Source organism: Pseudoalteromonas sp. MIP2626 (genome assembly GCF_013414205.1).
Taxonomy (GTDB): domain Bacteria; phylum Pseudomonadota; class Gammaproteobacteria; order Enterobacterales; family Alteromonadaceae; genus Pseudoalteromonas; species Pseudoalteromonas nigrifaciens.
The window spans coordinates 11,198-36,286 of sequence record NZ_JAATTW010000035.1; the positions used below are offsets into that span (position 1 = coordinate 11,198).

The window sequence follows — 25,089 nt, forward strand, 5'->3', positions numbered from 1 at the left end:
TGCCTGATGATTTAACAGTCTAAAAAAGTCATGGTTCATTCTATGAAATTAATCAAATGTGAACAAACGCAATGCTGTTAAATTTTACAACAAAAATTCTTCACTTTTTACGTATTCAATATACGTTATTTTTATTCTTTATGGTGGCTTTATTAACACTTATCCCTGTGCATGCTTCACAAAATTTAGCACCTGTAGAGCTTTCTTCACTCAGTGGTTTTGATGTCGAATTTGCGCCAATTCAAAAAACAGAGTTTATTAACGGGCAAAGTTTAATTGGTGAAGTCAATTTCAAACCCGGGGTCAATTACACGGTGCTGTTTGCGTTTGATGTACAGCAGGTTCGTTACTTATACCCTAACGGCAGCATGGTAGAAAAGGGCGCCACTATCGCAAGCGTTGAGGGCAGCGATGTACACCATTTTTTAGATGCCTATCAATCAGCAAAAGACATGCTCGCTATTACTAAAAGCCATTACGACATAAACCAACAGCACTTAAAAAACAAAATAATAAGAAGCTCTGAATGGGTTGAAATTACTAAAAGCTATTTTGAAGCCAAGCTAAATTTTGAACATATGCAACATCAAATGGCATTTTTAAACATTGATGATAATGAAAACGTGACCTTAGTGAGTCCAAAAACGGGCATTTTAAAACTCACTAATGAGTCGGGAAACCGTGTGATGGGTGACACCGCGTTTGATATTATCGATGCAAGTAGTATTCGCGTTAAGATTAATGTCCCCCTTAGTTTTACCAACACGTTAGCGCATTTTAAGCTGTCACAAAATTGCAGCTTAAATATTGAGAGCTATGACAGTATTGTAGATAAATACCATCAAATAGTATGGGCGTCGGTAAGCTCGAATGAGTGCCAGCTGACACTGGGGCAAACCATCAAAGTCACACCGGTAAATAAATTAACAGGCTTTAAAATAGCAAAGTCAGCGGTGTTTGAATTTGAAGATGTTAATTACATTGCTTTAAAATCTGGCGATAACCTTGAGTTACTGCCGATTGAGCTCAAAGGTACACAAGGCAAAGACTACGTGTTTACTGCCAATAAAAACCTAGATGATCAGAAGATACTAATAAGCTCGGTAAGTGCGCTACAAGGTATGTTGCTTCACTTAGGGGGAGAGTAAATGTTAAACCAGCTTATTAAGTTTTCACTTACTCAGCGTTTGTTTGTTAGTATTTTTGTTATTGTTGCTATGGCCATTGGCGCTAAATCTTGGTTAAGTATTCCGGTGGATGCTTTTCCAGAAATATCGCCCACCCAAGTTAAAATAGTTTACAAATTACCCGGCATGAACGCCCTTGAAATAGAATCGCAAGTAACACGGGTGATTGAAACCGAATTACTGGGTATTCCGTCACAGCAAATGCTGCGCTCTACTACTAAATATTCTATTACGGATATTACCATTGACTTTAAAGAGGGCACCGACATTTATTGGGCCCGTCAGCAAGTTAATGAGCGTTTATTAAATATTTTGCCCGCCTTGCCCAGTAATATTAGTGGCGGCATGGCGCCAATGAGCACGCCTTTGAGCGAGGTGTTCATGTTTACTATAGAAAGTACTCACTTATCGCTGATTGAAAAAAGAGAGCTTTTAGATTGGCAAATTCGTCCATTGCTGCGCACTGTAACCGGCGTTGCAGATGTGAATAGTCTTGGCGGCTTTTCAAAAACCTATGAAATACTTCCCAACACCTTATTGATGCAACAGCATCAAGTTAGCTTTGATGAAATGAAGTTAGCAATCACGCAAACGAATCAAAACGGTGGCATAGGGCGCTTAGAAAAAGGCAACGACACTTTTATTTTGCGCACTGAGGGCAAATACACCGATATAACCGCCATTGAAAATACTGTGATTAAGTCCACTCAAAATAAGGTTATTCGGTTAAGTGATATTGCCACGGTACACGTTGGCAGTTTAACCCGTTATGGCGCAGTCACTAAAAACAGTGAAGAGGCGGTACAAGGGCTTATAATTGCGCTTAAAAATAGTAATACAGCGCAAGTTGTTGAAGATGTAAAAGATAAACTTCGCACCATTGAAGCTTCATTACCGCAAGGCACAAAAATTAATGTGTTTTACGACCGCTCTAACTTAATAAATACCGCAATTAGCACCATTACCAGCGCATTAGGCCAAGCTATCATTTTAGTGATAGTGCTACTAGCCTTGTTTTTAGGCGATATTCGCTCTTCATTGGTGGTATCTTTGTCTTTACCTATGTCGGCATTGCTGACGTTTATAATGATGAATCAGTTTGATTTATCGGCTAATTTAATGAGTTTAGGTGGCTTAGTGATTGCCATTGGTATGCTGGTGGACTCATCGGTAGTTATTGTTGAAAACATAGTAAATCGGCTGGCTAATAATCAGCACCTCCCTCGGCTGCATGTTATTTATCGCGCATGTAAAGAAGTCGCGACGCCAGTGTTTTCAGGCACAATCATTATAATTATCGTGTTTTCACCGCTATTAATGTTAACAGGGCTAGAAGGCAAGTTATTTACCCCAGTGGCGTTAACTATCGTGTTTGCCATGCTAAGTGCGCTGTTGTTGTCGTTAACGGTTATTCCAATTTTAGCCTCGTTGTTATTAAAAAATGAACCCGTAACCCAACCTAAAATGGTGACGCTATTACAAGGCTTTTATACTAAAACACTTGCCCAAGCAATTAAAAAGCCGGTGGCTATTAGTGTTATATCAGTCGCTGTTTTAGTGCTCAGTGGGGTGTTATTTCAGGGGCTTGGCAAAAGCTTTATGCCCGTTTTAGATGAAGGCGACATTATTGTGCAACTGGAAAAATCGCCGAGTATTTCCTTGCAAGCCTCGCTGGATATCGATAAACAAATTGAAGCCACACTGCTAAAAAACACCCCAGAAATCGTACAAATTGTTGCCCGTACCGGCTCCGATGAACTCGGGCTTGATCCTATGGGGTTAAACGAAACCGATGTGTTTATGGAATTAGCACCAAAAGATACGTGGCGTTTTGACTCCAAAGCGCTGCTAATCGAGGATATTCGACAAACACTTACGCAATTTCCAGGGGTAAATATTGGCTTTACTCAGCCAATACAAATGCGGGTATCAGAAATGCTCACCGGTGGTACCGGTGATATTTCGATTAAAGTATTTGGTAATGATATTGCGACACTTGCCTCATTAGCTGAAAAAATCACTGCACTTGCCACTAATATTGACGGCGCAAGTGATGTGCAAATGGCGCTTATTGAAGGGGGTAAATACGTAAATATTAAACTTATTCCTGGGGTTGCTAGTCAGTTTGGTTTAACCACCGAAGGATTAAGCGATTATTTAAAGTCGCAATTAGAAGGCTTGCAGGTATCGGCACTTCAAGAAGGAAACCGCGTGATCCCAATTGTGTTTAATGCACAAAAAAGCGAAAGCGCAGCACACTTTGAGTTATCGTCAATGAGCGCATTAAAGCAAAAGCTAATTTTAATGCCCGACAACAGCCTACTACCACTTGAAGAGGTGGCTAATATTAGCTTTAAAACGGGGCCATTGTTAATAGAGCGAGAAAAAGCAAAACGCTTTGCTTCTGTAAGCGTTAATGTGGATAACCGCGATGTGGTTAGTTATGTGAATGAACTGGAAGCTAAAATTAATAGCAGCATAAAATTACCCAGTGGTTTTACCTTGTCGTTTGGTGGCGAATTTGAAAGCCAGCAACGTGCAACACAAAACTTGCTGGTGCTTATTCCGGTGGCATTAATACTGATTTTCATTATTTTATTTACCACGTTTAAATCGTTATCTAAATCAACGCTGATAATTGCTAATATTCCGTTTGCGTTAATGGGGGGAGTGATTGCCCTGTTTATTAGTAACGAATACCTCTCGGTGCCTGCATCGGTTGGTTTTGTTGCTTTACTTGGCGTAGCGGTACTCAATGGTATTGTGATGATCAGCCACTTAGAGCAAATGAAAATGTTTTCTGCCAATGTAATGCAGCGCATTTTAGATGGCGCAAGCAGACGCCTTCGCCCAGTGTTAATGACAGCCACAACCGCAATGTTTGGTTTACTGCCACTGGTATTCGCTACCGGCCCTGGCGCTGAGATTCAAAAGCCATTGGCGATTGTGGTTGTTGGCGGGTTAATTACCTCAACAATTACAACACTTTATTTACTGCCTATCTTTTATGGTTGGTTGGAGAAAAAACATGGCTGAACAGTTACTTTTTACCCTAAATGTACCCACAAACATAAAAGATGAAGTGGTTGATATATTAATTGGCATAGACTGCATTACCGGCTTTAACTTAAAAAACATTGAAGGCTACAGCAAGGAGCACAGTGAATTTGATATTGCTGAGCAAGTAGAAGGGCATCGCAGCTTTTATCAGTTTGAGGTGCATATATTATTAGCGCAGCTACAAATTATCAAAACAGCATTAAGCCCTGTATGCCAACACACATCATTAAAATACTGGGTTACGCCTATATATGAAAGCGGGCGTCTTAGATAATTAATACCCTTATAGTTAGATCATGATATGTATATTTAGTTAGGGGCTCTCTACACGGTCAGATACATAAAAGTCGTCAATATCAGCTGCTGGGTTATTGGATTCTGCCTTATTGATGTTATCAATAACTTTTTCTAACTCTCCAGCTGAAAGAGATTGGAACGCTCGCTTAAGCCGGGAGATGATGCCTGAGCTTTTTTATTCTGCATTGATATGTTCTGAGCGATGAAGCTGCAAATTTGGTAGGTGCGGTGTTATGGCGCTCTATTAAGCTTTGTTCAGTAAGCTTACGCGCTTTTGCTATCGTTAATTCAGGTACTTCACCTAATTTGGTATTGGCTATGCCAGATGGTTTAGGGAAATTAGAATAGAAAATGGCTGTACCAGACTTGGTGAAAATTAGTCGAATATGGTGTTGTGCTTCGTATTTCGATAATTTTTTAGTCCGACTAGATTTAAGACCTTGTTTTCCAATGCTTTTTTCTTCAAAAAATATGATATTTTGAGCCAGCGTAGCACACCGATTTATGTGCTGCATAGAAAACGGCGGTTTGAGCTGATTCCATTCTATTTTTGCCTTAGTGTACTGAGCCTTGGTAAGTGTTGATAAAGAGTTTTTCACTTTGTTGTAACCTATATAAATAAAGGCCTTACGGCTATTTTTATTGATTAAGATCAACAAAGAAATAGAGAGAAATAGGCATAATTCGCGGCTGTAATTTACACCCAAAAGTAAAACGGTGTGTTAGGAATGTGTGCTACGATTTAATGAAAAATAAAGGTTTATTATTGAACTGGACTTGTATTAAAAGTAGTCAAAAAACATTTAATTTAACTCTATATTTATGTTTTATAATGATTTTAATTAGAAAGGCTAAATAGTGGCTCTACTCATAAATAGTAAATGCATTAACTGCGATAGTTATAAGGCTTTTAATTAAATTTATATAAAACAAGGTGTTGCTTTGTCGTGCTATGGTTTGTGCTACGATTTTTAGTAATTCACAAGCACCTAGCTAGTATCTTAAAAACAGCCTTAAAAGGCAAATTGTATTAACTGAATAGTTGAAATTTTAGACTGGTAGAGTGTTTGAATCTTATATTTGTGTTTTGTAGCTTCTAGAATGAATTTGGAAAAGAGAATTGGTAGTTAATAAAAGTAAAACTTAGATTTTTCTTTTTTAAGCCTCAAAATAAAGTGCCTTTTAGGTAACATTAAGCCGTATTTTAGGCCTTAAAGTGACTTATAGGTCACTTTAACTGCCGACGGTTACAACCAAAAGTTTTGTATTGTTTTTACTTAATCTATTTTTTTAGCTTGTTTAACAAGCCTAATTAAAATTATGCTCAACACAGCAGCCGGTAATAACCATATAAAATCACTCATCTTAAATTCTCAATATTTGAAACACTTTCTTAACCTTAACGTTTTTGGTGTGTTTTGCAAATTTACGTCGTTTATTTCATACCTTTCAATTTTTCTCCAGGCTTATGCCTAGTTAGTTTTAGGACAAATTAACCAGGAAAAATCATGAAAGACCAAAAATTACCGTTTATTCGCCAATATGTACGCGCCAGTCAGTCACCGTGGGATGACAGTTCAACTATTTTGCTATTAGCTGACGTTATTGATAAGCAAGCACTAGAGCTGGGCTTCACCAATTACGTTTATTTACACCGAGATAGCGCAGGGAGTGTTTTGGGTATTAGTATTTCTCAACAGTTATTAGCTGCTAACCCTGAGTTCTCACAGAGGTATTTGGAAGGGGTTGAGATGTATGCTTTTTTACTCATACATATTGAAGACATAACAAATTTTTGCAGCTTGTTTAGTGCAGAATTTGAGCAGCTATTTATGATAAAACCCAGTGAGTATTTTGCAGCTGCAGAAGATAGTTGGTTACGGTTAATAGAAAGCTCATAAACTCTGGCGAGCCTCTGGGCTCGTTTTCTTATACTTAAAAATTAGCTTCTAATTAAGTTTAATTTTACTTTTCTTTGCCGTGCTTCATCGCGATATATGCAAAGCCAATAGTGAGGACTATCGCTGGAAAAATCATCATTAAAAATTCAGTCATAACTACTCTCCGACTATAAGTCTTTATTAATAATAATGTTTGACGCGTACTTTGCAAGCACGGATATTTTTTCTTTTAGAAAGTTGCCTTAGCGCAATAGAAAAGAGTGACTTGAAACATATTGAAAATATACAAACCCTAAGTGAACTACTCGGTACGCTTTGTAATTCCCTTTCTGCGGAGTTAATTATTAATGTAAAGCCACAACATACCTGCATATCCATTACCCCAAAAAATTGCACTCAGCTTGTCGCTATGCAAGCTACATAATCTGAAGAGCTAATAGGTGATTCACTGCACATCAAATGAGCTTTGTCATGCTATCTACTGAGTAGATGGTTGTGCAGGGGGAGGGCAATATAGCGATTGACCTGGCGGTAGGGCACGAATGCGTTGTCTTAATCGCATAATGTAACCTGACAAAATAATAAAGAGAGCGAACTTAGTTTGCTCTCTTTTATTTTTGTGATTGGTTTTTAAAGCAAGGCAAAAGCCTAATAAATCCTCTGTTATGTACTTATATAAGGTGACAAGGACAAAAAGGACAATAGCTATGACTAAGAAGAAATGGATTGAGTTTATTGCTAACGCTATAGCAGAGGTATTCAGTATGTTTGGCTTTATATTTATCGCCTTCGGTTGGCTTTACTATGAGGGGCCAATAAATAAAACCTATTTAATATTACCTACTATCCAATCCTATACGCTCACTTTGGCGGCTTGCTATATAGGGCATTTAACATTTAAAACAATTGCGCTGTATTGTAGCCGCAATAAAAAACACTAAAGCATCGGATGATGCTTTTTTTGTTGGGGTAAACATTTTATTCCACGTTTATATTTCGGCTTATGAGTAAAATAACGCTGTAATTTCATCACAAAATTTTGTGCGATACACAATCGCAGATTGTAGTAATGCAACATCTTCAGGAGTCATAAATGGTTGTTGGGTCTTCTTATTTATGCGCTCGGGGAGTGCATCCATCAACTGAGTGTGCAATCTTTTTATATCATCAAATATTTGCGCAGATTGTGAAAATATAAATACCTGTTGGTAATGGCCTGCTTTAAGTGAGGCGAGGTATTTGAGCAGTATAGTCTGACGTGTCGATTTACTTTTAAATGAGTTTTCAATTTCGATGGCAACGACGGTTTTATCTGGTAATACGGCCACACCGTCTACAATTCGCGCACTGCTTTGGTTATATAATCGTTTAAATTCTGGCTCAGATAAAAATCCTGTCCATAGCGGTCTGTAAACGCCATCAGAGGTATGGTTATGTAATCCGCGCAGAGCAATAAATGCATTCATTAAGTCGTGCATTATGTGGTTGTGGTTAACCTGCAGTGCGGGGTTTGATTTTGAGCGAATGTAAGTACTAATGCTGGTTTGCTCCTGTGCGTATTTAGCTCCTGAGTAAGTTGGAATATAAACCCGCCCATCAGGGCTTCTGTGTGTAGGGACCATCGTTAACAGCTTTTCATCTACTAACTTATTTAAATGGGCAAGTGCTTGAGGTTGACTAATATTATAGAGCCAGCGAATAATCACTGGCGCGACAATAGAAAACCTGACCGCAATAAGGACTGTTAGAGCAGTCCGGTTCATACCTTTTTGATAGTTGTTAGCACCTGCGTTATATCGCATATCAATGTCAAAATAGCGGGCGTATTGGTGAGTACAGTCGTTATCGTTTTGCATTCGTGTTCACTAAATCAGGAGTCATAATTTATATAACTCCCGAGTATGCGAAATTGACTGCTTATTTAGCGCGAACCATCAAAAATTGCCCATCGTTATATATATCACCAAACGCGATACTCATAAGCTTTTCACTACTGGCGCCGTTGCGTGATTTAGACTGCGCTATATCAACCACAGTCACTGCGTTAGTACTCAGTTTTAAATCTTTTGCTGCAATGAGCACATTATCAACTGCACGCGCAATCTCGGTATGGCCTCGGTAGTTTTTGCCTGTTTTATCTGTATGGTGCAGTATCAAAATTGCCTTTCCTTCGTTTCGTAATGCATCAATACATTTGTTGTAGTAGTTCCAGTCGTTTTGATTGAGCTCCTCTGCGGATGTATACAGTGCGGATAGGTTATCGAAAATCACTACATCGGCCCATTGAATATCACTGGCGAGTGCATCAAAGCCATCAGATGTCGCAAGGTCAGGTATTCCCCCTTTAAAGCTTTTTTTATGAATAATTTTTAAATAATCACCATTAGGTCCAGCACCTATCGCGTTAAAAATTTTGCCAAAACGTGCTTGTATCTGATGTAAGCCTAATTCAGCATCAATATACAAAACTTTTTTAGCTTCGCACGGCTCATTACCAAAGCTAGTAATGCCAGCAGCAACACTAGCGGCGATATACTGAGATATATAGGTTTTTCCAGAGCCAGCTCCGGCAGCAAGCAGCGTAGCCTCTCCGGCTGTTAATATCGAAGGTACAATAATGCATGGTTGAGGAATGTCAGCTTGCACAATACTAAGTACGCTATCGGCTTTTCTTAATTGATGTAATGGATTAGGCATGTTTGTTGATTCACTGTTTTGTGAAAATTGTTGGGTATGTTTTTGGTCATTCATACTATAAATTCCTTATAAGATTTGAGTATTTCGGAATTTCTAAATAGGATGTCGAAAAACGAATTAATTGCGTTTTATGTAAAATCCGCCGATTTATTTTTAATTTTTTTAATTTTGTTTTTAAACGTAGAAAATTTGTGTGAATTAAACCTATAAAGTAAGACCTCCTCCTAAAGAGGAGGTCTTACTTTATAGGTTATTCTTTATTTCAATTAGGAAAAAATATTACGATATTCATTACAAGACGTTGTACGTTTGCTCTTTAAATGAAACGAGGGATGAAAACACTAAAGAGAAGCCGCTTTCAGCGGATGGCTTCTCAACTTCGTTGTTCAACCATAGGGTCTAAAACGCCCGCCAGCTCTGGTGTTGCTCCGCAACGAGCTGACTCGACGCGCTATCGCGCTAGCGTTGTAGACCCTGCGCGAATGCACCGAGCTACGCTCTGTACCAACCGCCATACTGCCGCGCCTAACAAGGCTGTGAGTTCCTCACTATTCGCCTTTTTCATCTGCTTTAATTTTCTACGAAAATAGATGGTTCGATATCAATTTGTGCCAAATTTTAATCGAATTTCGCTGATGCGAAACATTATCGCGGTTGGTACAGACCAGCTGTACATTCGCGCAACTCCATGTGTCCTAAGCTTCGCTTATGCCACATTACGCGCTTATTGGTCTCATTCTGAGACGCTTTTTTTGCAGTTTGTCGTGCCGAAAAATGCGTTTTAAGAGCGTCTATCAGACAAAAAACGTCTTCAAATTAAACTTATTAATAAACTTTTTAGATAAAGAGGAGAGGGTTTTTACTAAAAAAATTAAGTGAAAATAGAAGAAAAGTGAATGCCTTATTCAAACTGTTTGTTGCTGAGCTGCGCAGTCAAACAGTTTGTTTTTTATCACGAAATCATTAAATTTGATAGCATAAATTAATAATTAAGAAGGTTTAAAAAATGAAAAACGACGCTAATGATATTGCTATTAATCCCTCAACAGGATTACCTATCACAAATGCGAGCGCTAATATGGTTGATGTAGGCGGCAATGTGGTGGGCCAACCTGATAGGGTCATGACTGTTTATGAAATTGAAGAGTCGATAGGAGACTCTATAGAGCACGATTGTTTTAATGCATTTGATGACGGCTTTTAATGCCTGAGATATTGAAAGCAGTTAGCCGGTATCGAATAGAAGTCGTTTATTCGACCATTGTATTTGGTGGCTCAGCGGTACTTTCTGTCCAGTACCAATCGACTCAAAATTTTGCTTGGTTTATCGCTCTAAGTTTGTTTTGCACTAAAATGTCTATTGGTATAATTAACTATGAGCAATATCGCCAAAGTAATAAGCGTAGTATGAAAGCTATGCTGCAATATTTGTTATTTAAATTTGTATAACCCTGTTTATTTGTCCGAAATGCAAAGCGCTCAATTCTAGGGCGCTTTTTTAGTTTTATGATTTAGAAAAAGTGTGACTCTAATACTTAAGTGTATTTCTATGCGAATACTTGGTGATATTGATAAGAGAAATCCTGTAACCTTATAACTTAAAAATAATTGTCCGACTTCTATTATTTATATTTTCAAAAGTTGGGTATTGGTTAACAAGGAAGTAAATTAATGTATTACAGCGAAGTCAAAGAACAGTACCTTGCTCATTTAAAGCAATCAAAAAATAGCATTACCGCTTATAAAGCCATAGTAAATTATAGTAATAAAACACCTACTGAGATCTCTGATGAGTCTTTTGAGTACTTAGAACATGAGTTTGAGGGAGTGTTTTTTGCTCAGGGAAGCAATAAGAGGCAAATATTAAAATCTACAGGTAAATATTTAATTGGTTGTTTTTCATTAGGTGGTACTTATCACTTAGCACTCCAGAATAAACATTACGAAGACTTACACAACACCCTGTATAAGCCAGTATTTGAAAATTTAAAACTGATTAATGATGAGACGAATAAAGCCTTAAATTCTATCGGCTTTACATTAGAGAAAACAAATAAACTTTTAAAAAAAGTTGGAAAGGTTTTACAAACTAAATCTAATGTTACAAGTGACAGAAAGTCAGTTGATCAAAAAGTAACTTTAATTCAGTTAAAGCAGTTCTCCGATGGTTTCAAAACTTCACTCAAAGCAGGGTTTGGTGGTTTAGTGGGTGGTACTTCAGCTATTGGTGCTTGGGGCGTCGTTACCATTATAGGTAGTGCATCCACAGGTACTGCTATTACCTCACTCTCTGGTATAGCTGCAACAAACGCAACACTAGCTTGGTTTGGTGGTGGTTCTATCGCTGCAGGTGGAGCTGGTATGGCTGGAGGGTTTATGGTTTTAGGTGGCATAATAGCAGCTCCCGCAATGTACTTTGCAGTAACAGGTTCATATAAAAAAGTCGAAAAAATAAAGATGAAAAAAGTTGAACTGTTGGCAGAGATAGAAAAGTTAACATCCCTTGAATCTGAAGCAACGGCTCACCTTAAAACCGTCCAGCAGCATCATTACCACATTACCGAGTATGCCAATCACTTTGGTAAGTTGCTTGAAGATAACTTGAGGATGTTTAAAAAACATAGCTCACTTAAGTATAAAATTTTTGGCGGACAGATGAACGTTAAGCAAGAAAAAGCTTTTAATCTTCTGAACCAATATAGCAATGAGTTACTATTTCAGCTTGGTTATAGCAATAATTAGCTTAATACTTTTATTAACTCAACTAGCTAACTTTTAATATCTTTTATTTTTGCTTATTCACCCTATTTTATATAGCATCACTAAACAGCATGAAACACGTTGAATCAACGAGTTGTACGCAAAGCCTTGTTGGCTCATAGCGTAGTATTTAGGGATGGTTTAAGTTATGGATAAAAGAAAGCTCAGCGAAACCGATATAATCAGTAAGTTTATTCTACCCGCAGTTAAAACCGCAGGGTGGGACGACATAACCCAAATACGCCAAGAGGTTAAATTACGTGACGGTAAAGTAATCGTACGTGGGCAACTTGGTGTACGTAAAACGGTTAAATCGGCTGACATAGTGCTTTACCATAAACCCAGTATGCCGCTTGCTGTCATTGAAGCTAAAGCTAATAAACACTCAGTAAATAAAGGACTCCAACAAGGCTTGGATTACGCCAGGCTACTCGATGTGCCGTTTATATTCGCCTCTAATGGAGATGGCTTTATTTTCCACGATAAAACTAAGCTAGGCACGCCTGATGCGCATAACCTCGAAACCGAAATACGCTTAGAAGACTTCCCATCACCGCAAGAACTGTGGACAAAGTATTGTGCCTACAAGGGCTATACTGAATCGCAACTTCCTATAATAAACCAAGCCTATTATGATGATGGTAGTGGCAAGCACCCGCGTTACTACCAGCTCCAAGCAATTAATAAAACAGTAGAAGCTATAGCGTCAGGTAAAGACCGCGTACTCCTCGTTATGGCAACCGGAACCGGTAAAACCTATACCGCGTTTCAAATCATTTGGCGCTTATGGAAGTCACGGGCTAAGAAGCGCATTTTATTCTTAGCCGACCGTACAGCTTTGATAGATCAAACTCAAAGTGGTGATTTTGCGCCGTTCGACACAGCAATGACCAAAATTACTGGCAGAACAATTGATCCCGCTTACGAAATACATTTAGCACTTTATCAAGGTTTGACAGGGCCAGAAGAACATCAAAAAGCATTTAAAAATGTAGACCCTGACTTTTTTGACCTTATTGTTATTGACGAGTGCCATCGAGGTAGCGCAAGCGAAGAAAGTGCCTGGCGTGAAATACTTACTTATTTTAAAAGTGCTGCTCAAATTGGCTTAACCGCTACACCAAAAGAAACTGAGGAAGTATCAAACTCTGACTATTTTGGCGACCCTGCCTATACCTATTCTCTTAAAGAGGGCATAGAAGACGGCTTTTTATCCCCATACAAAGTGGTACGTGTCGATCTCGATGTAGACCTACAAGGCTGGCGACCCACTAAGGGCCAGGTTGATAGTAACGGTGAAGTAATACAAGACCGCATATACAACCAAAAAGACTTTGATCGCACAATGGTGATTGATGAGCGGACCATGCTTGTGGCAGAAACCATTACTAACTATTTAAAGCGTACAGATCCTATGGCTAAAACCATTGTATTTTGTAACGACATAGATCACGCCGAGCGTATGCGTTGTGCCATTGCCAACTTAAATCCAGAGCAAATGGCTAAAAACGATAAATATGTGATGAAGATCACTGGCGATGATGAATTAGGTAAAGCTCAACTTTATAATTTTTGTAGTCCTAAGCGTGCTTATCCAGTTATTGCTACCACCTCAGAGCTTATGACAACAGGGGTAGACGCTAAAACCTGTAAGCTAGTAGTGCTTGATCAAAACATCCAATCAATGACCAAGTTTAAACAAATCATTGGCCGTGGTACCCGTATTGACGACCGCTACGGCAAGCTATGGTTTACCATACTCGACTTTAAAAAAGCCACTGAGTTATTTGCCGATGAACGTTTTGATGGCACGCCAGAAAAAGTAATAAAAATAACGCCAACCGACATTGAAAACGAAGACGTTGATATTGAATCACAAGACGATACAACGGGCGAAGAGCAACCTGATAGCGTATTCGATGATCAATCAACCGGTGATGAAAGCGATGCCAATAACGACACCATAAATGACTCTAAAGGCGATAGCACGCTTGACGGCGAATGGGACGATGAAACTAACAAAATGGTTAAGTACCGCGTATCAGGTGTTACCGTTAATAAAGTGGCAGAGCGAGTACAGTATTACGATACCGACGGTAAACTCGTTACCGAATCGTTTATAGATTACACCCGTAAAACCATGAGCAAGCAATACAGCTCACTGGATGACTTTGTAAAACGTTGGAATGAGTCAGACCGTAAGCAAGCAGTAATAGATGAACTTGCCGAAGAAGGCATTATTTGGTCCGCGCTTGAGGAAGAAGTCGGCAAAGACATGGACCCATTTGATATGATCTGCCATGTAGTTTACGACCAACCACCCCTTACCCGTAAAGAGCGCGCAGATAACGTACAAAAGCGTAACTATTTCACTAAATATTCGGGTACCGCGCACACCGTACTCGAGAACCTTCTGTTAAAATACGCCGATGTAGGCGTGCAAGAAATAGAATCTATGCAAGCGCTTAAAGTGGCGCCGTTTAACGAAATTGGCAGCCTAAGTGAAATAGTAAAAAAAGGCTTTGGTGGCAAACCACAATACGAGCAAGCACTAAAAGAGCTCGAGGCCGAAATTTACCAAATGCCAGCGCCTAAAACAGCCTAAATTTATGTTTGCTGTTGCTATGTATTAGCGTCAGCAAAGCATTAAACCATTTAAATTAAACAGCTTTCATATTTGCTTTTAGCCGCTGTTTATAAAAATAATCAAACAAGAGAATACTATGTCTATCAGTTCAGCTATTAAGTCTATTCAAGATATTATGCGTAAAGACGCCGGTGTCGATGGCGACGCACAACGCCTTGGCCAAATGTCGTGGTTACTATTTTTAAAAGTATTCGACGCGCAAGAAGAAGAACTAGAGCTTGAATTAGACGACTATCGCGAGCCAATCCCTGAGCAATTTTTATGGCGCAATTGGGCAGCCGATAACGAAGGCATAACGGGCGATGAGCTGTTAGAGTTTGTAAACGACAAGCTATTCCCTGAGCTTAAAAACCTAACCGCACCTATAGATAAAAACCCGCGCGGCTATGTAGTAACCCAGGCCTTTAGCGATGCCTTTAACTACATGAAAAACGGCACACTACTGCGCCAGGTTATTAACAAACTAAACGAAATAGACTTTACCGACTCAAAAGAGCGCCACTTATTTGGCGACTTGTACGAGCAAATATTAAAAGACTTACAAAGCGCAGGCAACGCGGGCGAATTTTATACCCCGCGCGCCATCACTAAATTTATAGTGGCGGTAACCGACCCAAAACTAGGCGAGTCTATTATGGACCCAGCCTGTGGTACCGGTGGCTTTTTAGCGTGTGCGTTCGACCATGTAAAAGCTAACTATGTAAAATCGGGCGACGACCACCAAATACTTCAAAAGCAAATACACGGCGTAGAGAAAAAACAACTCCCGCACTTACTGTGTACTACTAACATGATGCTTCACGGCATTGAGGTACCGGTACAAGTTAAACACGGTAATACCCTAAATAAACCACTTTCAAGCTGGGATGATCAAGTAGATGTAATCATCACCAACCCACCATTTGGCGGCACTGAAGAAGACGGCATAGAAAAAAACTTCCCAAGCGACATGCAAACTCGTGAAACAGCCGACTTGTTCTTACAGCTCATTATAGAAGTGCTCAATACCAAAGGCCGCGCCGCAGTAGTATTGCCCGACGGCACCTTATTTGGTGAAGGCGTAAAAACCAAAATTAAAAAGCTATTGGTGGAGGAATGTAACTTACACACCATAATACGCTTACCCAATGGCGTGTTTAACCCGTACACCAGTATTAAAACTAATATTCTGTTTTTTACCAAAGGTGACGGAACCGCTAAAAAATGTACAAAAGACGTGTGGTTTTACGAACACCCCTACCCAGCAGGGGTTAAAAATTACAACAAAACCAAACCAATGAAGTTTGAAGAATTTAAAACCGAACTTGAATGGTGGGGCAATGAGGCAGACGGCTTTGCAAGCCGAACTGAAACAGAGCAAGCGTGGAAAGTATCAATCGACGATGTTATTGCCCGTAACTACAACCTAGACATTAAAAATCCGCATGTAGGCGAGGTAATAAGTCACGACCCAGAAGAGTTACTAGCCGACTATTCAAAGCAGCAAGCAGATATACAAGCACTGCGTGACCAGCTTAAAGGTATATTGTCAGCAGCCCTTTCAAAAGATACTGAGGGTAAGTAATGGCTGAGTTAAAAACACCTAACAAAAACGCCGAGCAGTTAATCACAGAACATCTTGATATTTGGACGACGGGCATTGAGCAAAAGTCGTCAGCAGGGCGTGGTTCATCTAAAAAGTTTTCACTTCACGGTATTAAAAAGCTGCGTGAACTTATTTTAGAGCTCGCCGTACGTGGCAAATTAGTGCCACAAGATCCAAACGACGAACCCGCTTCAGTATTGCTTGAGCGAATAGCCGATGAAAAGGCACAGTTGATTAAAGATAAAAAAATCAAACTCCCAAAAGCATTGCCGGAAATTAGTGAGGATGAAAAACCGTTTGAAGTGCCCGAAGGTTGGAACATTCAAAGGTTAGGAAATATAGGATTAATTGGTTCTAGCAGTCGAGTTCAAAAAAAAGACTGGCAAAGTGATGGAGTGCCATTTTATCGAGCTAGAGAGATAGTCAAACTGAGTTCTAATGGTTATGTTGAAGATGATTTATTCATCACTCAAGAGCTATACACAAAGCTATCGGAGCAAGGGAATGTGCCTGAAAAAGGTGATTTAATGATCACCGGTGTAGGTACTATAGGTGTGCCTTATATCGTTACTTCAGATGATAAGTTCTATTTTAAAGACGCAAGTGTTTTAATCTTTAAAAATTTAGCGAATATCAACTCTGATTACTTGAAAACATTTATGTATTCACCTTTGTGGGTAAAAGCAATACATGAGAAAAGTATGGGGACTACTGTTCACACATTAACAATTGTGCGTGCAAATGAAGCAATTATTCCTATTCCCCCAGAGAAAGAGCAACAACGTATCGTTGCTAAAGTCGATGAACTAATGGGCTTGTGTGATGCGCTTGAGGCGCAAACTGAAAATAGTATTACGGCACATCAAACGTTAGTTGAAGTGCTGTTAGAGGCCTTGCTGAAAGCACCAGAGCAAACCGCAACACCCGAGCAAGCCACTAAACAGTTTCAACAAAACTGGCAACGGTTAAACGAGCACTTCGACACGCTATTCACCACCACCGCCAGCATCGACACGCTAAAACAAACTATTCTACAACTAGCTGTAATGGGTAAACTCGTCCCACAAAACCCTGTTGATGAACCCGCCGCCAAACTTCTAGAGCGCATAGCAGCCGAAAAAGCCCAACTGATTAAAGACAAAAAAATCAAAAAGCAAAAGCCACTGCCAGAAATCACTGATGAAGAAAAACAGTTGGAGTTACCTAATGGGTGGGAGTGGTGTCGAATGGGGGAAGTAATCAATTTAGTTTCAGGGCAACATTTGAAACCAAATGAATATAGCGAGAATAAGATTGAAGATGGTGTCCCATATATTACGGGGCCAGCGGAATTTGGTACTTATTATCCGACTTATTCAAAATACACTAAAGAGTTTAGAGCACTGGCAAATAAACACGACATATTGATCACGTGTAAGGGGGCGGGGTTAGGTAAATTAAACCGAGCGAATACAACTATTGCTATAAGTAGACAGTTGATGGCTATTCAATCATTAAAAGGGAGTCTTGATTTTCTGTTTCTATTTGTTGATTCACAATACAATTACTTCCAAAGTAAAGGGGTCGGTATTGCGATACCAGGTATTTCAAGAGGTGATGTAGAGGAGTTGGTTTTGATGCTTCCCCCTTTAGAAGAGCAACACCGCATTGTAGCTAAAGTCGATGAACTAATGACACTGTGCGACCAACTTAAAGCCCGTTTAACCGACGCACAAACCACTAAACTTCACCTAACCGATGCCATAGTCGAACAGGCGTAGTAAAAATGGCAATTATTTTCGAACAGCCACAAACTATTGCGCAATTGTTAGCGCAACAACTCACGATTCCTGAGTACCAACGGCCTTATAAATGGCAGCCTAAGCACGTTAATCAGTTAATTGATGATATTTTTAATCACCGCACTAAGCCGTGTTATCGCCTTGGTACTGTGGTATTGCATCAAGATAAAGAATCAGTGAATGAGAATAAAAAAGAGACACTGAACATCGTTGATGGGCAGCAGCGGTTGCTCACTTTAACGTTGCTTTGCACTATTCTTGATGGGGCTGAGAAAGCTATTTCATCAACCTTGCTTGAACATAAATTTGAGTCACCCGTCAGTATTAAAAACCTCAAAAATAATGCGCAAATTATCTCTGAACGAGTAACCGGTCTAAATGCTACTGAAAAACAGGAATTACTTAATTTTGTGCTTAACAAGTGCGAGCTTATTCAAGTGACATTAGATGATTTGAGTGAAGCGTTTCAGTTTTTTGATTCTCAAAATGCCCGTGGTAAAGCACTTGCTCCACATGATTTACTAAAAGCATATCATTTGCGTGAAATGATGGATGCCACGACACAAGCAGAACGCTTGCACTATGTAAGCCTGTGGGAGCAAGGCGTTAACCCTGATGATGATTCAGCCAATTTGCACACCATAATTGGAGAGTTTTTGTTCCGTATGCGCCGATGGATTGACGGTGATTATGGCATTACGTTTAGTCGTCATAACATTGATGTATTCAAGGGTATTAACTTAGATAACACGCAATATGCTTATGTGGATGCAATGCTGGCGCTCGATTACGCGATTGAAACCTTTAATGGCGATCCTGCGCGAAAATGGGACAAGCAAACTAAGAGTTACCCATTCCAAGTAGAACAGGTGATGATCAACGGTAAGCGTTTTTTTGAATACATTCAGCACTACATGGCCATTCACTCAACCTTATTTGTTGGTAACAAGGCAAAGCTCTCTTTGTTTGTTGATAAATACGCTAGGTACAGTGGCAGTCACCGTAAAGGGGATAGCTATGTGCGCAATTTATTTTTGTGTACCGTGATGTATTACTACGACAAATTTGGTGATGTGGAGTTAGAAAAAGCGGCGCAGATTTGTTATCGCTGGGCATATTATTTACGCCTTGAATTGCAACGTATTGGCATGGAGTCAGTTGATAACCACGCTAAAAGCCGTAGCGGGTTATTTAGAGTAATTCGCAAAGCTGTTCACCCTCAACAGGTGTTGAATTTTCAGCCGCTTTATATAAAAGTGCCTAAGTTTAATAATGCTGAGAAAGTACAAGGATTTATTGAAGCAATGAAATCGGGAAGTATCAATGAGTGATGTGAAACAAGTGGAACAGTTATCCGTTAGAGTGCTTTTTGATAAGAAAATTCAATATATTATCCCTATTTATCAGCGAAATTACGCTTGGGGTGCACCTGAGATTGAGCAGCTTATTCAAGATATTAGTGATGCCGCAGGGCTTATTACTCAGCCAGGTGAAACTGTTAGCGTAAAACAAGTAAAATATTACCTGGGTAGTCTTGTTGTTTATCAGCGCACAACTCACTCACAGCAATCAAATGTGGTGTACGAGACTATTGATGGGCAGCAAAGGCATACCACGCTTTCTATTTTATTGGCGTATCTAAAGCATCGAAAAGTATTGGATGAGAGTGACCTAGCAGGGTTAGACATTAACCTAACTTTTGATAGTCGCCCAAAATCTTCCAGAGCGTTAGATGATATTTATAGAGGTAAGTCAAGTGGCGAGGCTGAAGAGCCTAACATTCATGCTGCGTTGAACATTATTCAGCGTTACTTCAAAACCAAAGGGCTAGATACAGAGGCTAAAATTAAGCAGTTTTGCGAATACCTGTTAGATAACGTCACTATATTGAAAGTCGTTGTGCCACCGCAAACCGATCTTAATCACTACTTTGAGATCATGAATAACCGTGGTGAGCAGCTAGAAAAACACGAAGTATTGAAAGCGAAATTCATGGCTACACTGAGTAATGATGAGGAAAGAAACTGTTTTTCGACCATTTGGGATGCTTGCTCAAATATGACGCGTTACACACAGATGGGTTTTCAATCTGATTTGCGTAAAGAAGTATTTGGTGACAATTGGCAAACAATGCCAAAAAGCTTTGATGCGATTCAAGCAAAGCATACGAGTATACAGCAAAAACAAGATGCAATGACACTACGCGAAATTATCGACAATAAAACACCCAGTGAAAATACCGATGATGAAGAGCGCGAGAAAGAAGAACGCTTTGGCACGGTTATCGACTTTTCAAATTTCTTACTTCATGTACTCAAGTTGATGCCTGAGATTAAGGGGGTATCGCTTGATGATAAAAAATTACTTGATGCGTTTATTAGTAAAGATAATGGCTTTAAGGTAGAAGCCAAAACCTTTGTATATGAGTTGCTCAAGTACCGAATTCTACTTGATAGCTACATCATCAAGCCAGACCAACACAATGAAAAGCGTAAGTGGAGCCTACAAACACTCATAGCTAATACGAGCGGTACTAGCACAAGCTCTAGCTATAATAACTCTTTTGGTAAAGACCAAGACACATTAAATGAAAAATTGCGCATGATATTAGCAATGTTCCATGTATCAAACCCAGCCTTAGTTTATAAGCGTTGGTTAAATGATGCGCTAAGTATTTTGAATAGGAATACTACAGAGGATACGGGTTTAAGCATTGATGGAGAGGTGTACTTAACTGAGCTTGAGCGCTTAAGCGATCGCTATTTTGAAGAAATCACCGGCGGTCAATGTTTAGAGCTTAATGAAGAGAGCTTAGGCGTATTACATCAAGGAACGGGTGTTCAGAACTTCGTGTTTAATCGGTTGGATTACCTTTTGTGGAAGCGTTTATCAGATGGTGAAACATTTGATGGTAAAGGTAAAAAAGAGCTTGGAAAGCACTTTGATGATTTTCAGTTTAGTTTTAGAACCTCTGTTGAGCATTACTTCCCGCAAACCGATCCATCAGGTGCAAGCAAAATGGAGGATGTCGATCGCTTTGGAAATTTATGTTTAATTTCGCCAAGTAGTAACTCGAGGCTCAGCAATTACTCTCCGCAGGATAAAAAGTCCTTCTATCGTGAGAACAATCGTGCTGAGAGTTTAAAGCAAGCGATTATGATGAGTTACGATGACTGGGGCCCCGTGGGACTAGGTCGAACAAATTTAAAAAACCATGAATCGGCCATGTTAAAGGTTTTATCCGCAATAAAAATATGAGCTACAGCGATAAGTCGAGTTACTTAATAACACGGCTTATAATTAATGGTTAATATTGGCTGAACAGTAATTATTACTGAATTTAAGCTTAAAGCTTGGTCATATAACCTGCTTTTTTAGTTGTTTATCATTATTTTTTTGCTTATCACAGTTGATTTATATACTATCTCGCCACGACTAAAGTATTGCTTTATTTTAGTTGTGGATGGCGATAGGGAGCGTAAAGATTTTATGGATAAAAGCCGAGCAGTACCACCAAACCCCCACTGTTAATTTTATACCTCTTTATGATTCTTTTCCTTGCCATTAATGCGTGTTTTCTGCTTTGAGGTTTCAAGGTAGTTGTCTATTTAATTACGAGAGTACAAAAGATAAATCATATGGATATACTAGAAAGTTTACTACGCAGTTTTGATACAAACGTTGTTAGCGGTGCAGTATTAATTTTAATGCTTTTTGTTTTTGGTTCAGGTTTGTTTTACACCAAAAAGGCTAGGCAAGTTGAATTTGTTCAGTTCGTTCCAACACTATTAACTACTATGGGTATATTTGGTACTTTTTTAGGTATAGTTCTTGGTTTATTAGAATTTAACCAAAATGATATAGAAGCCAGTATTCCGTTGTTGCTAGCGGGTTTAAAAACGGCATTTATTACAAGTTTAGCGGGTATATTTTTATCTTTAGTGTTTAAAACACTGTCTACATTCTCATTTTTAAAACCTAAGCAACTAGAAGATAGCATTTCTCATGCAACACCTGAGGCGATATTAGGTGCTATGCAAGCGCAGGTTGCAGAAACAAAAGTTTTAAAAGAGGCGATTGTTGGTAATGAAGAGTCAACACTGTTTGGGCAATTAAAAATATTACGTGGTGATATTAATGATAATGCAAAAACATCGATAAATATTGCCCAAGAACAAGCTGTAAAACAACAAGAGAACTTTGAGGCGTTTAGTGAAAAGCTATGGCTTAAACTACAAGACTTTGCAGATACTTTATCAAAGTCAGCTACCGAGCAAGTTATTGAAGCGCTAAAACAGGTGATTAGTGATTTTAATAATAACTTAACAGAGCAGTTTGGTGATAACTTTAAACAATTAAATGAAGCGGTAGTTAAATTAGTTGAATGGCAAGAAAACTATAAAGTTCAGCTTAAAGAAATGAGTGAACAATACGCTCATGGTGTTGCTTCTATTTCTGCTACTGAGTCATCTGTTGCTCATATTAGTGAGCAAAGCCAAATAATTCCTCAATCTATGGGTGAATTAAAAGGCGTTATGGAAGCTAATCAACATCAATTAGCTGAGCTTGAACGCCACTTAGAGGCCTTTAAAGATATGCGCGACAAAGCTGTTGAAGCCGTCCCGCAAATTCAAAAACAAGTTGAAGCTACAGTAAACGATATATCGGTTGCTGTAACAACAGCGAGTGACCATTATAAAACCCTTCTTACACAATCAGACGATTACATAAAAACACACGTTCAGACATCTAATGATTTATTAGACAAGTTTGCTCATGAAACAGAGAAAGGCATTAATAGTGTTGGCGATCGTTTGATAGAAAGTTCAGACAAGATTGGTAAAGAAATCCAAACAGCAGGTAATGAGTTTACAGATAATACAGCTCGTACTAACGAAAGCTTAAAGACAACATCTGATCATTTACAGTCGCAAACTGAAGTAATTAAGCAGCACTTACAAGATACAGTGACAGACCTAAATAACAATATGCGAGACATGATTGAAAAACTAGTGGATGACGCTAAAGACATTACTTCAACTATGAAGCAAGCTAATCAAAACCTTGTGACTGATACAGAGCAGGTGCGTGACACTGTAGTTAAGTCTGCAGAAAAACTTCAGCAACGCCTTAATGAAGTGATTGACGATGCAGCTACACAGCAAATTAACCAAGCTAAACGTACCTTTGACGCAATGGAAAATGAGGTTAAAAAGCAGGTTGGTATGACTGGTGAAGCCGTAGACTCACAACTAAAACTTATTGATACTGCGATGCAGCAAGAAATAAACCGTGTAATGAACGAAATGGGTAAGGCACTTGCGCAGGTAAGCGGTAAATTTGTTGATGATTACATTAAGCTAACTAAAGCGATGAATGAAGTTGTAAGTCAGCGAGTAATGTAATGGAAAAGATATTTGGCTCTCAAAATACCTCACAAGATAGTGGTGACCATTGGTTAACTGTATCAGATTTGATGGCTGGTCTAATGGTTGTATTCTTGTTTATAGCTATTGTTTTTATGATGATAACTCAAAAAGAAAACGACAAGATTAAAGATGTTGCTGTTGCTTACCAACAAAATCAAGTGGCTATCTATGAAGCTCTAGAAAGCGAATTTGAAAAAGACCTTGATAAGTGGGGAGCAACAATAGACAAAGAAACGTTAGCGTTTAACTTTCAATCTCCTGATGTATTATTTGCAAATAATGAAACTCGATTAAGCGACGCATATAAAGAAATATTAAACGACTTTTTCCCCCGTTATATCAACGTGCTAGCCCCGTTTAGGGACTCATTAGATGAAATTCGTATTGAGGGTCATACTTCAAGTGTTGGTTTAAGAGGCTCTACAGAAGCGCAAGCATACTTTTATAATATGCGATTATCTCAAGGGCGAACACGTTCTGTATTAGAGTATGGCTATGCACTTATGCCTAATGAGTCTGATTGGATTAAAGCTAATATTGCTGCAGTCGGCTTTTCATCTTCGCGTTTGATTAAAGAGAATGGTGTGGAAGATGCTGCAAGGTCAAGGCGTGTATCATTTAGGGCTATTACTAATGCTGACATTCAAATAAAACGGATACTGGAGGCGCAGTGATGAAGCTAACAGTTGATTTTAGTGCGTTACATAGAGCGGTAGCACCTTTAGGGCATGTAGTAACAGACTTTTCTATTAGCAGTGATGCTTCTGAACTCGAAAGCATTGGCAGTCACCTTAATCAAGGGATGATTTTAGGTAAAGATGTACAGTTAGATGAAATTGATGGGTCAAATGGTGTATTAAACTATGATGGCCATCAGGTTATGCTTTATATACCTGATCAAGGAGATGACATTGAAGCCGTGTTGTCTAATGGTAAATTAGGGCGACGTATCCATGTGGCAGAGTGCTCTACTCTTGAGTTGATGCGAGAAACTGGCCGGTTTAAACGCTACGATGTAATTAATCGGGTTGATGGCTTTTTCCCTGTATTTGGCTCAAGTTACAGAGGAGGCTCTAATACAGTGGGTGAAGCTGATTTAGGTGTATGTAAAAACTGCTTAAAAATTCTTAATTACAAGGGTTACTCGACTCAAAGTCCTCAAGTTAAAAATCAAGTATTTAATAGTTTTTCGTTTGAACAATTTTTCGAAGTTTATAGCTCCTACTTTAAAAGTTTACCTGTTAACAGTAAGAAACACACAAGTGGTTATACGCCAGATTGGCCATCAATTTCAGCTAAGTTAAGAAGCGATTTGAATTATACGTGTGAGCAATGCGGCGTTGACCTTAAATCTGAAAAAAGGCTCTTACATACTCATCATATCAATGGGAATAAAGCAGATAATGAACGAGATAATTTGAGAGTACTTTGTGCAGATTGTCATAAAAAGCAGCCACATCATGATCATATATATGTAAGCAACTCAGATATTCTCAAAATTAACCAACTAAGACGTGAGCAACATAAGTTTGACGTGTTTAATTACGATAATCTGCGAGAGTGTGCGGATACAGCATTAGATGGCCTTTTACAAAAATGTGAGTCGACTAGGTTACCAGGTGCTGAGCTAGGGATTGTTATTCAAGATAAAGAAACATTTGTTTCAATGTAAGCGCGCAATTAAACCCACATACCAATATTAATGCTACCTATGCATAATTTACTCAGCATATTAACCTGAGGTA

19 protein-coding genes are annotated in these 25,089 nt (G+C 39.0%); 16 read left to right on the plus strand and 3 right to left on the minus strand.

Annotation, left to right across the window (positions count from 1 at the left end; all coding sequences use genetic code 11):
• Nucleotides 1–71 precede the first annotated feature (71 nt).
• Genes HC000_RS13405 through HC000_RS13415 form a run of 3 tightly spaced genes read left to right on the plus strand, consistent with a single transcriptional unit; the run spans nt 72 to nt 4,521 of the window.
• Nucleotides 72–1,148 (plus strand): hypothetical protein, encoded by a 1,077-nt coding sequence (locus HC000_RS13405; RefSeq protein WP_179807908.1) that lies wholly within the window; start codon nt 72–74, stop codon nt 1,146–1,148.
• Nucleotides 1,149–4,223 carry a CusA/CzcA family heavy metal efflux RND transporter gene (locus HC000_RS13410; protein WP_179807909.1) on the plus strand — a complete coding sequence of 1,025 codons (3,075 nt, stop codon included), beginning with the start codon at nt 1,149–1,151 and terminating at the stop codon, nt 4,221–4,223.
• Nucleotides 4,216–4,521, plus strand: a complete 306-nt coding sequence (locus tag HC000_RS13415) for a DUF3240 family protein (protein ID WP_089369112.1) — start codon at nt 4,216–4,218, stop codon at nt 4,519–4,521. Before HC000_RS13410 ends, HC000_RS13415 begins: the two co-directional genes overlap by 8 nt.
• A 169-nt stretch (nt 4,522–4,690) precedes the next feature.
• Here the strand turns inward: HC000_RS13415 and HC000_RS13420 are convergent, their stop codons facing one another.
• A complete protein-coding gene (locus tag HC000_RS13420) occupies nt 4,691–5,143 on the minus strand; it encodes a hypothetical protein (RefSeq protein ID WP_225741023.1) in 453 nt (150 codons plus the stop codon).
• 909 nt (nt 5,144–6,052) lie between these two features.
• Here HC000_RS13420 and HC000_RS13425 point away from each other — a divergent pair.
• On the plus strand, nt 6,053–6,445 hold the full coding sequence (locus HC000_RS13425) for a hypothetical protein (RefSeq protein WP_179807910.1): 393 nt from the start codon (nt 6,053–6,055) through the stop codon (nt 6,443–6,445).
• A 707-nt stretch (nt 6,446–7,152) separates the two neighbouring features.
• Nucleotides 7,153–7,386, plus strand: a complete 234-nt coding sequence (locus tag HC000_RS13430) for a hypothetical protein (RefSeq protein ID WP_179807911.1) — start codon at nt 7,153–7,155, stop codon at nt 7,384–7,386.
• A 60-nt stretch (nt 7,387–7,446) separates the two neighbouring features.
• Here the strand turns inward: HC000_RS13430 and HC000_RS13435 are convergent, their stop codons facing one another.
• Nucleotides 7,447–8,301, minus strand: a complete 855-nt coding sequence (locus HC000_RS13435; protein ID WP_179807912.1) for a hypothetical protein — start codon at nt 8,299–8,301, stop codon at nt 7,447–7,449.
• A gap of 61 nt (nt 8,302–8,362) precedes the next feature.
• Nucleotides 8,363–9,196, minus strand: a complete 834-nt coding sequence (locus HC000_RS13440; RefSeq protein WP_179807913.1) for an AAA family ATPase — start codon at nt 9,194–9,196, stop codon at nt 8,363–8,365.
• A 952-nt stretch (nt 9,197–10,148) separates the two neighbouring features.
• Here HC000_RS13440 and HC000_RS13445 point away from each other — a divergent pair.
• From HC000_RS13445 to HC000_RS13495, 11 genes are all read left to right on the plus strand, one after another.
• Nucleotides 10,149–10,346, plus strand: a complete 198-nt coding sequence (locus HC000_RS13445; protein WP_179807914.1) for a hypothetical protein — start codon at nt 10,149–10,151, stop codon at nt 10,344–10,346.
• Nucleotides 10,346–10,591, plus strand: a complete 246-nt coding sequence (locus HC000_RS13450; protein WP_179807915.1) for a hypothetical protein — start codon at nt 10,346–10,348, stop codon at nt 10,589–10,591. Before HC000_RS13445 ends, HC000_RS13450 begins: the two co-directional genes overlap by 1 nt.
• A 222-nt stretch (nt 10,592–10,813) precedes the next feature.
• Complete coding sequence (locus tag HC000_RS18435; RefSeq protein WP_218911012.1) at nt 10,814–11,884, plus strand: hypothetical protein; 1,071 nt, start codon at nt 10,814–10,816, stop codon at nt 11,882–11,884.
• A 166-nt stretch (nt 11,885–12,050) separates the two neighbouring features.
• Nucleotides 12,051–14,507, plus strand: a complete 2,457-nt coding sequence (locus HC000_RS13460; protein ID WP_179807916.1) for a DEAD/DEAH box helicase family protein — start codon at nt 12,051–12,053, stop codon at nt 14,505–14,507.
• A 118-nt stretch (nt 14,508–14,625) separates the two neighbouring features.
• Nucleotides 14,626–16,113 carry an N-6 DNA methylase gene (locus tag HC000_RS13465; protein ID WP_179807917.1) on the plus strand — a complete coding sequence of 496 codons (1,488 nt, stop codon included), beginning with the start codon at nt 14,626–14,628 and terminating at the stop codon, nt 16,111–16,113.
• Nucleotides 16,113–17,894, plus strand: coding sequence for a restriction endonuclease subunit S (locus HC000_RS13470; protein ID WP_179807918.1), 1,782 nt, complete (start codon nt 16,113–16,115; stop codon nt 17,892–17,894). The genes HC000_RS13465 and HC000_RS13470 overlap by 1 nt, the downstream gene beginning before the upstream one ends.
• 5 nt (nt 17,895–17,899) lie before the next feature.
• Nucleotides 17,900–19,246 (plus strand): DUF262 domain-containing protein, encoded by a 1,347-nt coding sequence (locus tag HC000_RS13475; RefSeq protein ID WP_179807919.1) that lies wholly within the window; start codon nt 17,900–17,902, stop codon nt 19,244–19,246.
• Nucleotides 19,239–21,173, plus strand: a complete 1,935-nt coding sequence (locus HC000_RS13480; RefSeq protein ID WP_179807920.1) for a DUF262 domain-containing protein — start codon at nt 19,239–19,241, stop codon at nt 21,171–21,173. Before HC000_RS13475 ends, HC000_RS13480 begins: the two co-directional genes overlap by 8 nt.
• A gap of 380 nt (nt 21,174–21,553) precedes the next feature.
• The gene (locus HC000_RS13485; protein WP_179807921.1) at nt 21,554–23,320 is read left to right on the plus strand and encodes a hypothetical protein; all 1,767 of its coding nucleotides are present in this window, start codon (nt 21,554–21,556) and stop codon (nt 23,318–23,320) included.
• Nucleotides 23,320–24,018 carry an OmpA family protein gene (locus tag HC000_RS13490; protein ID WP_058374752.1) on the plus strand — a complete coding sequence of 233 codons (699 nt, stop codon included), beginning with the start codon at nt 23,320–23,322 and terminating at the stop codon, nt 24,016–24,018. The genes HC000_RS13485 and HC000_RS13490 overlap by 1 nt, the downstream gene beginning before the upstream one ends.
• Nucleotides 24,018–25,016 (plus strand): HNH endonuclease signature motif containing protein, encoded by a 999-nt coding sequence (locus tag HC000_RS13495; RefSeq protein ID WP_179807922.1) that lies wholly within the window; start codon nt 24,018–24,020, stop codon nt 25,014–25,016. The genes HC000_RS13490 and HC000_RS13495 overlap by 1 nt, the downstream gene beginning before the upstream one ends.
• Nucleotides 25,017–25,089: the final 73 nt, after the last annotated feature.

Excerpts from the sequence above, each read along its gene's own strand:
- HC000_RS13405 (WP_179807908.1), top strand. The coding sequence starts at position 72 with ATGCTGTTAAATTTTACAACAAAAATTCTTCACTTTTTACGTATTCAA.
- HC000_RS13410 (WP_179807909.1), top strand. The coding sequence starts at position 1,149 with ATGTTAAACCAGCTTATTAAGTTTTCACTTACTCAGCGTTTGTTTGTT.
- HC000_RS13415 (WP_089369112.1), top strand. The coding sequence starts at position 4,216 with ATGGCTGAACAGTTACTTTTTACCCTAAATGTACCCACAAACATAAAA.
- HC000_RS13425 (WP_179807910.1), top strand. The coding sequence starts at position 6,053 with ATGAAAGACCAAAAATTACCGTTTATTCGCCAATATGTACGCGCCAGT.
- HC000_RS13430 (WP_179807911.1), top strand. The coding sequence starts at position 7,153 with ATGACTAAGAAGAAATGGATTGAGTTTATTGCTAACGCTATAGCAGAG.
- HC000_RS13435 (WP_179807912.1), bottom strand. The coding sequence starts at position 8,301 with ATGCAAAACGATAACGACTGTACTCACCAATACGCCCGCTATTTTGAC.
- HC000_RS13440 (WP_179807913.1), bottom strand. The coding sequence starts at position 9,196 with ATGAATGACCAAAAACATACCCAACAATTTTCACAAAACAGTGAATCA.
- HC000_RS13445 (WP_179807914.1), top strand. The coding sequence starts at position 10,149 with ATGAAAAACGACGCTAATGATATTGCTATTAATCCCTCAACAGGATTA.
- HC000_RS13450 (WP_179807915.1), top strand. The coding sequence starts at position 10,346 with ATGCCTGAGATATTGAAAGCAGTTAGCCGGTATCGAATAGAAGTCGTT.
- HC000_RS18435 (WP_218911012.1), top strand. The coding sequence starts at position 10,814 with ATGTATTACAGCGAAGTCAAAGAACAGTACCTTGCTCATTTAAAGCAA.
- HC000_RS13460 (WP_179807916.1), top strand. The coding sequence starts at position 12,051 with ATGGATAAAAGAAAGCTCAGCGAAACCGATATAATCAGTAAGTTTATT.
- HC000_RS13465 (WP_179807917.1), top strand. The coding sequence starts at position 14,626 with ATGTCTATCAGTTCAGCTATTAAGTCTATTCAAGATATTATGCGTAAA.
- HC000_RS13470 (WP_179807918.1), top strand. The coding sequence starts at position 16,113 with ATGGCTGAGTTAAAAACACCTAACAAAAACGCCGAGCAGTTAATCACA.
- HC000_RS13475 (WP_179807919.1), top strand. The coding sequence starts at position 17,900 with ATGGCAATTATTTTCGAACAGCCACAAACTATTGCGCAATTGTTAGCG.
- HC000_RS13480 (WP_179807920.1), top strand. The coding sequence starts at position 19,239 with ATGAGTGATGTGAAACAAGTGGAACAGTTATCCGTTAGAGTGCTTTTT.
- HC000_RS13485 (WP_179807921.1), top strand. The coding sequence starts at position 21,554 with ATGGATATACTAGAAAGTTTACTACGCAGTTTTGATACAAACGTTGTT.
- HC000_RS13490 (WP_058374752.1), top strand. The coding sequence starts at position 23,320 with ATGGAAAAGATATTTGGCTCTCAAAATACCTCACAAGATAGTGGTGAC.
- HC000_RS13495 (WP_179807922.1), top strand. The coding sequence starts at position 24,018 with ATGAAGCTAACAGTTGATTTTAGTGCGTTACATAGAGCGGTAGCACCT.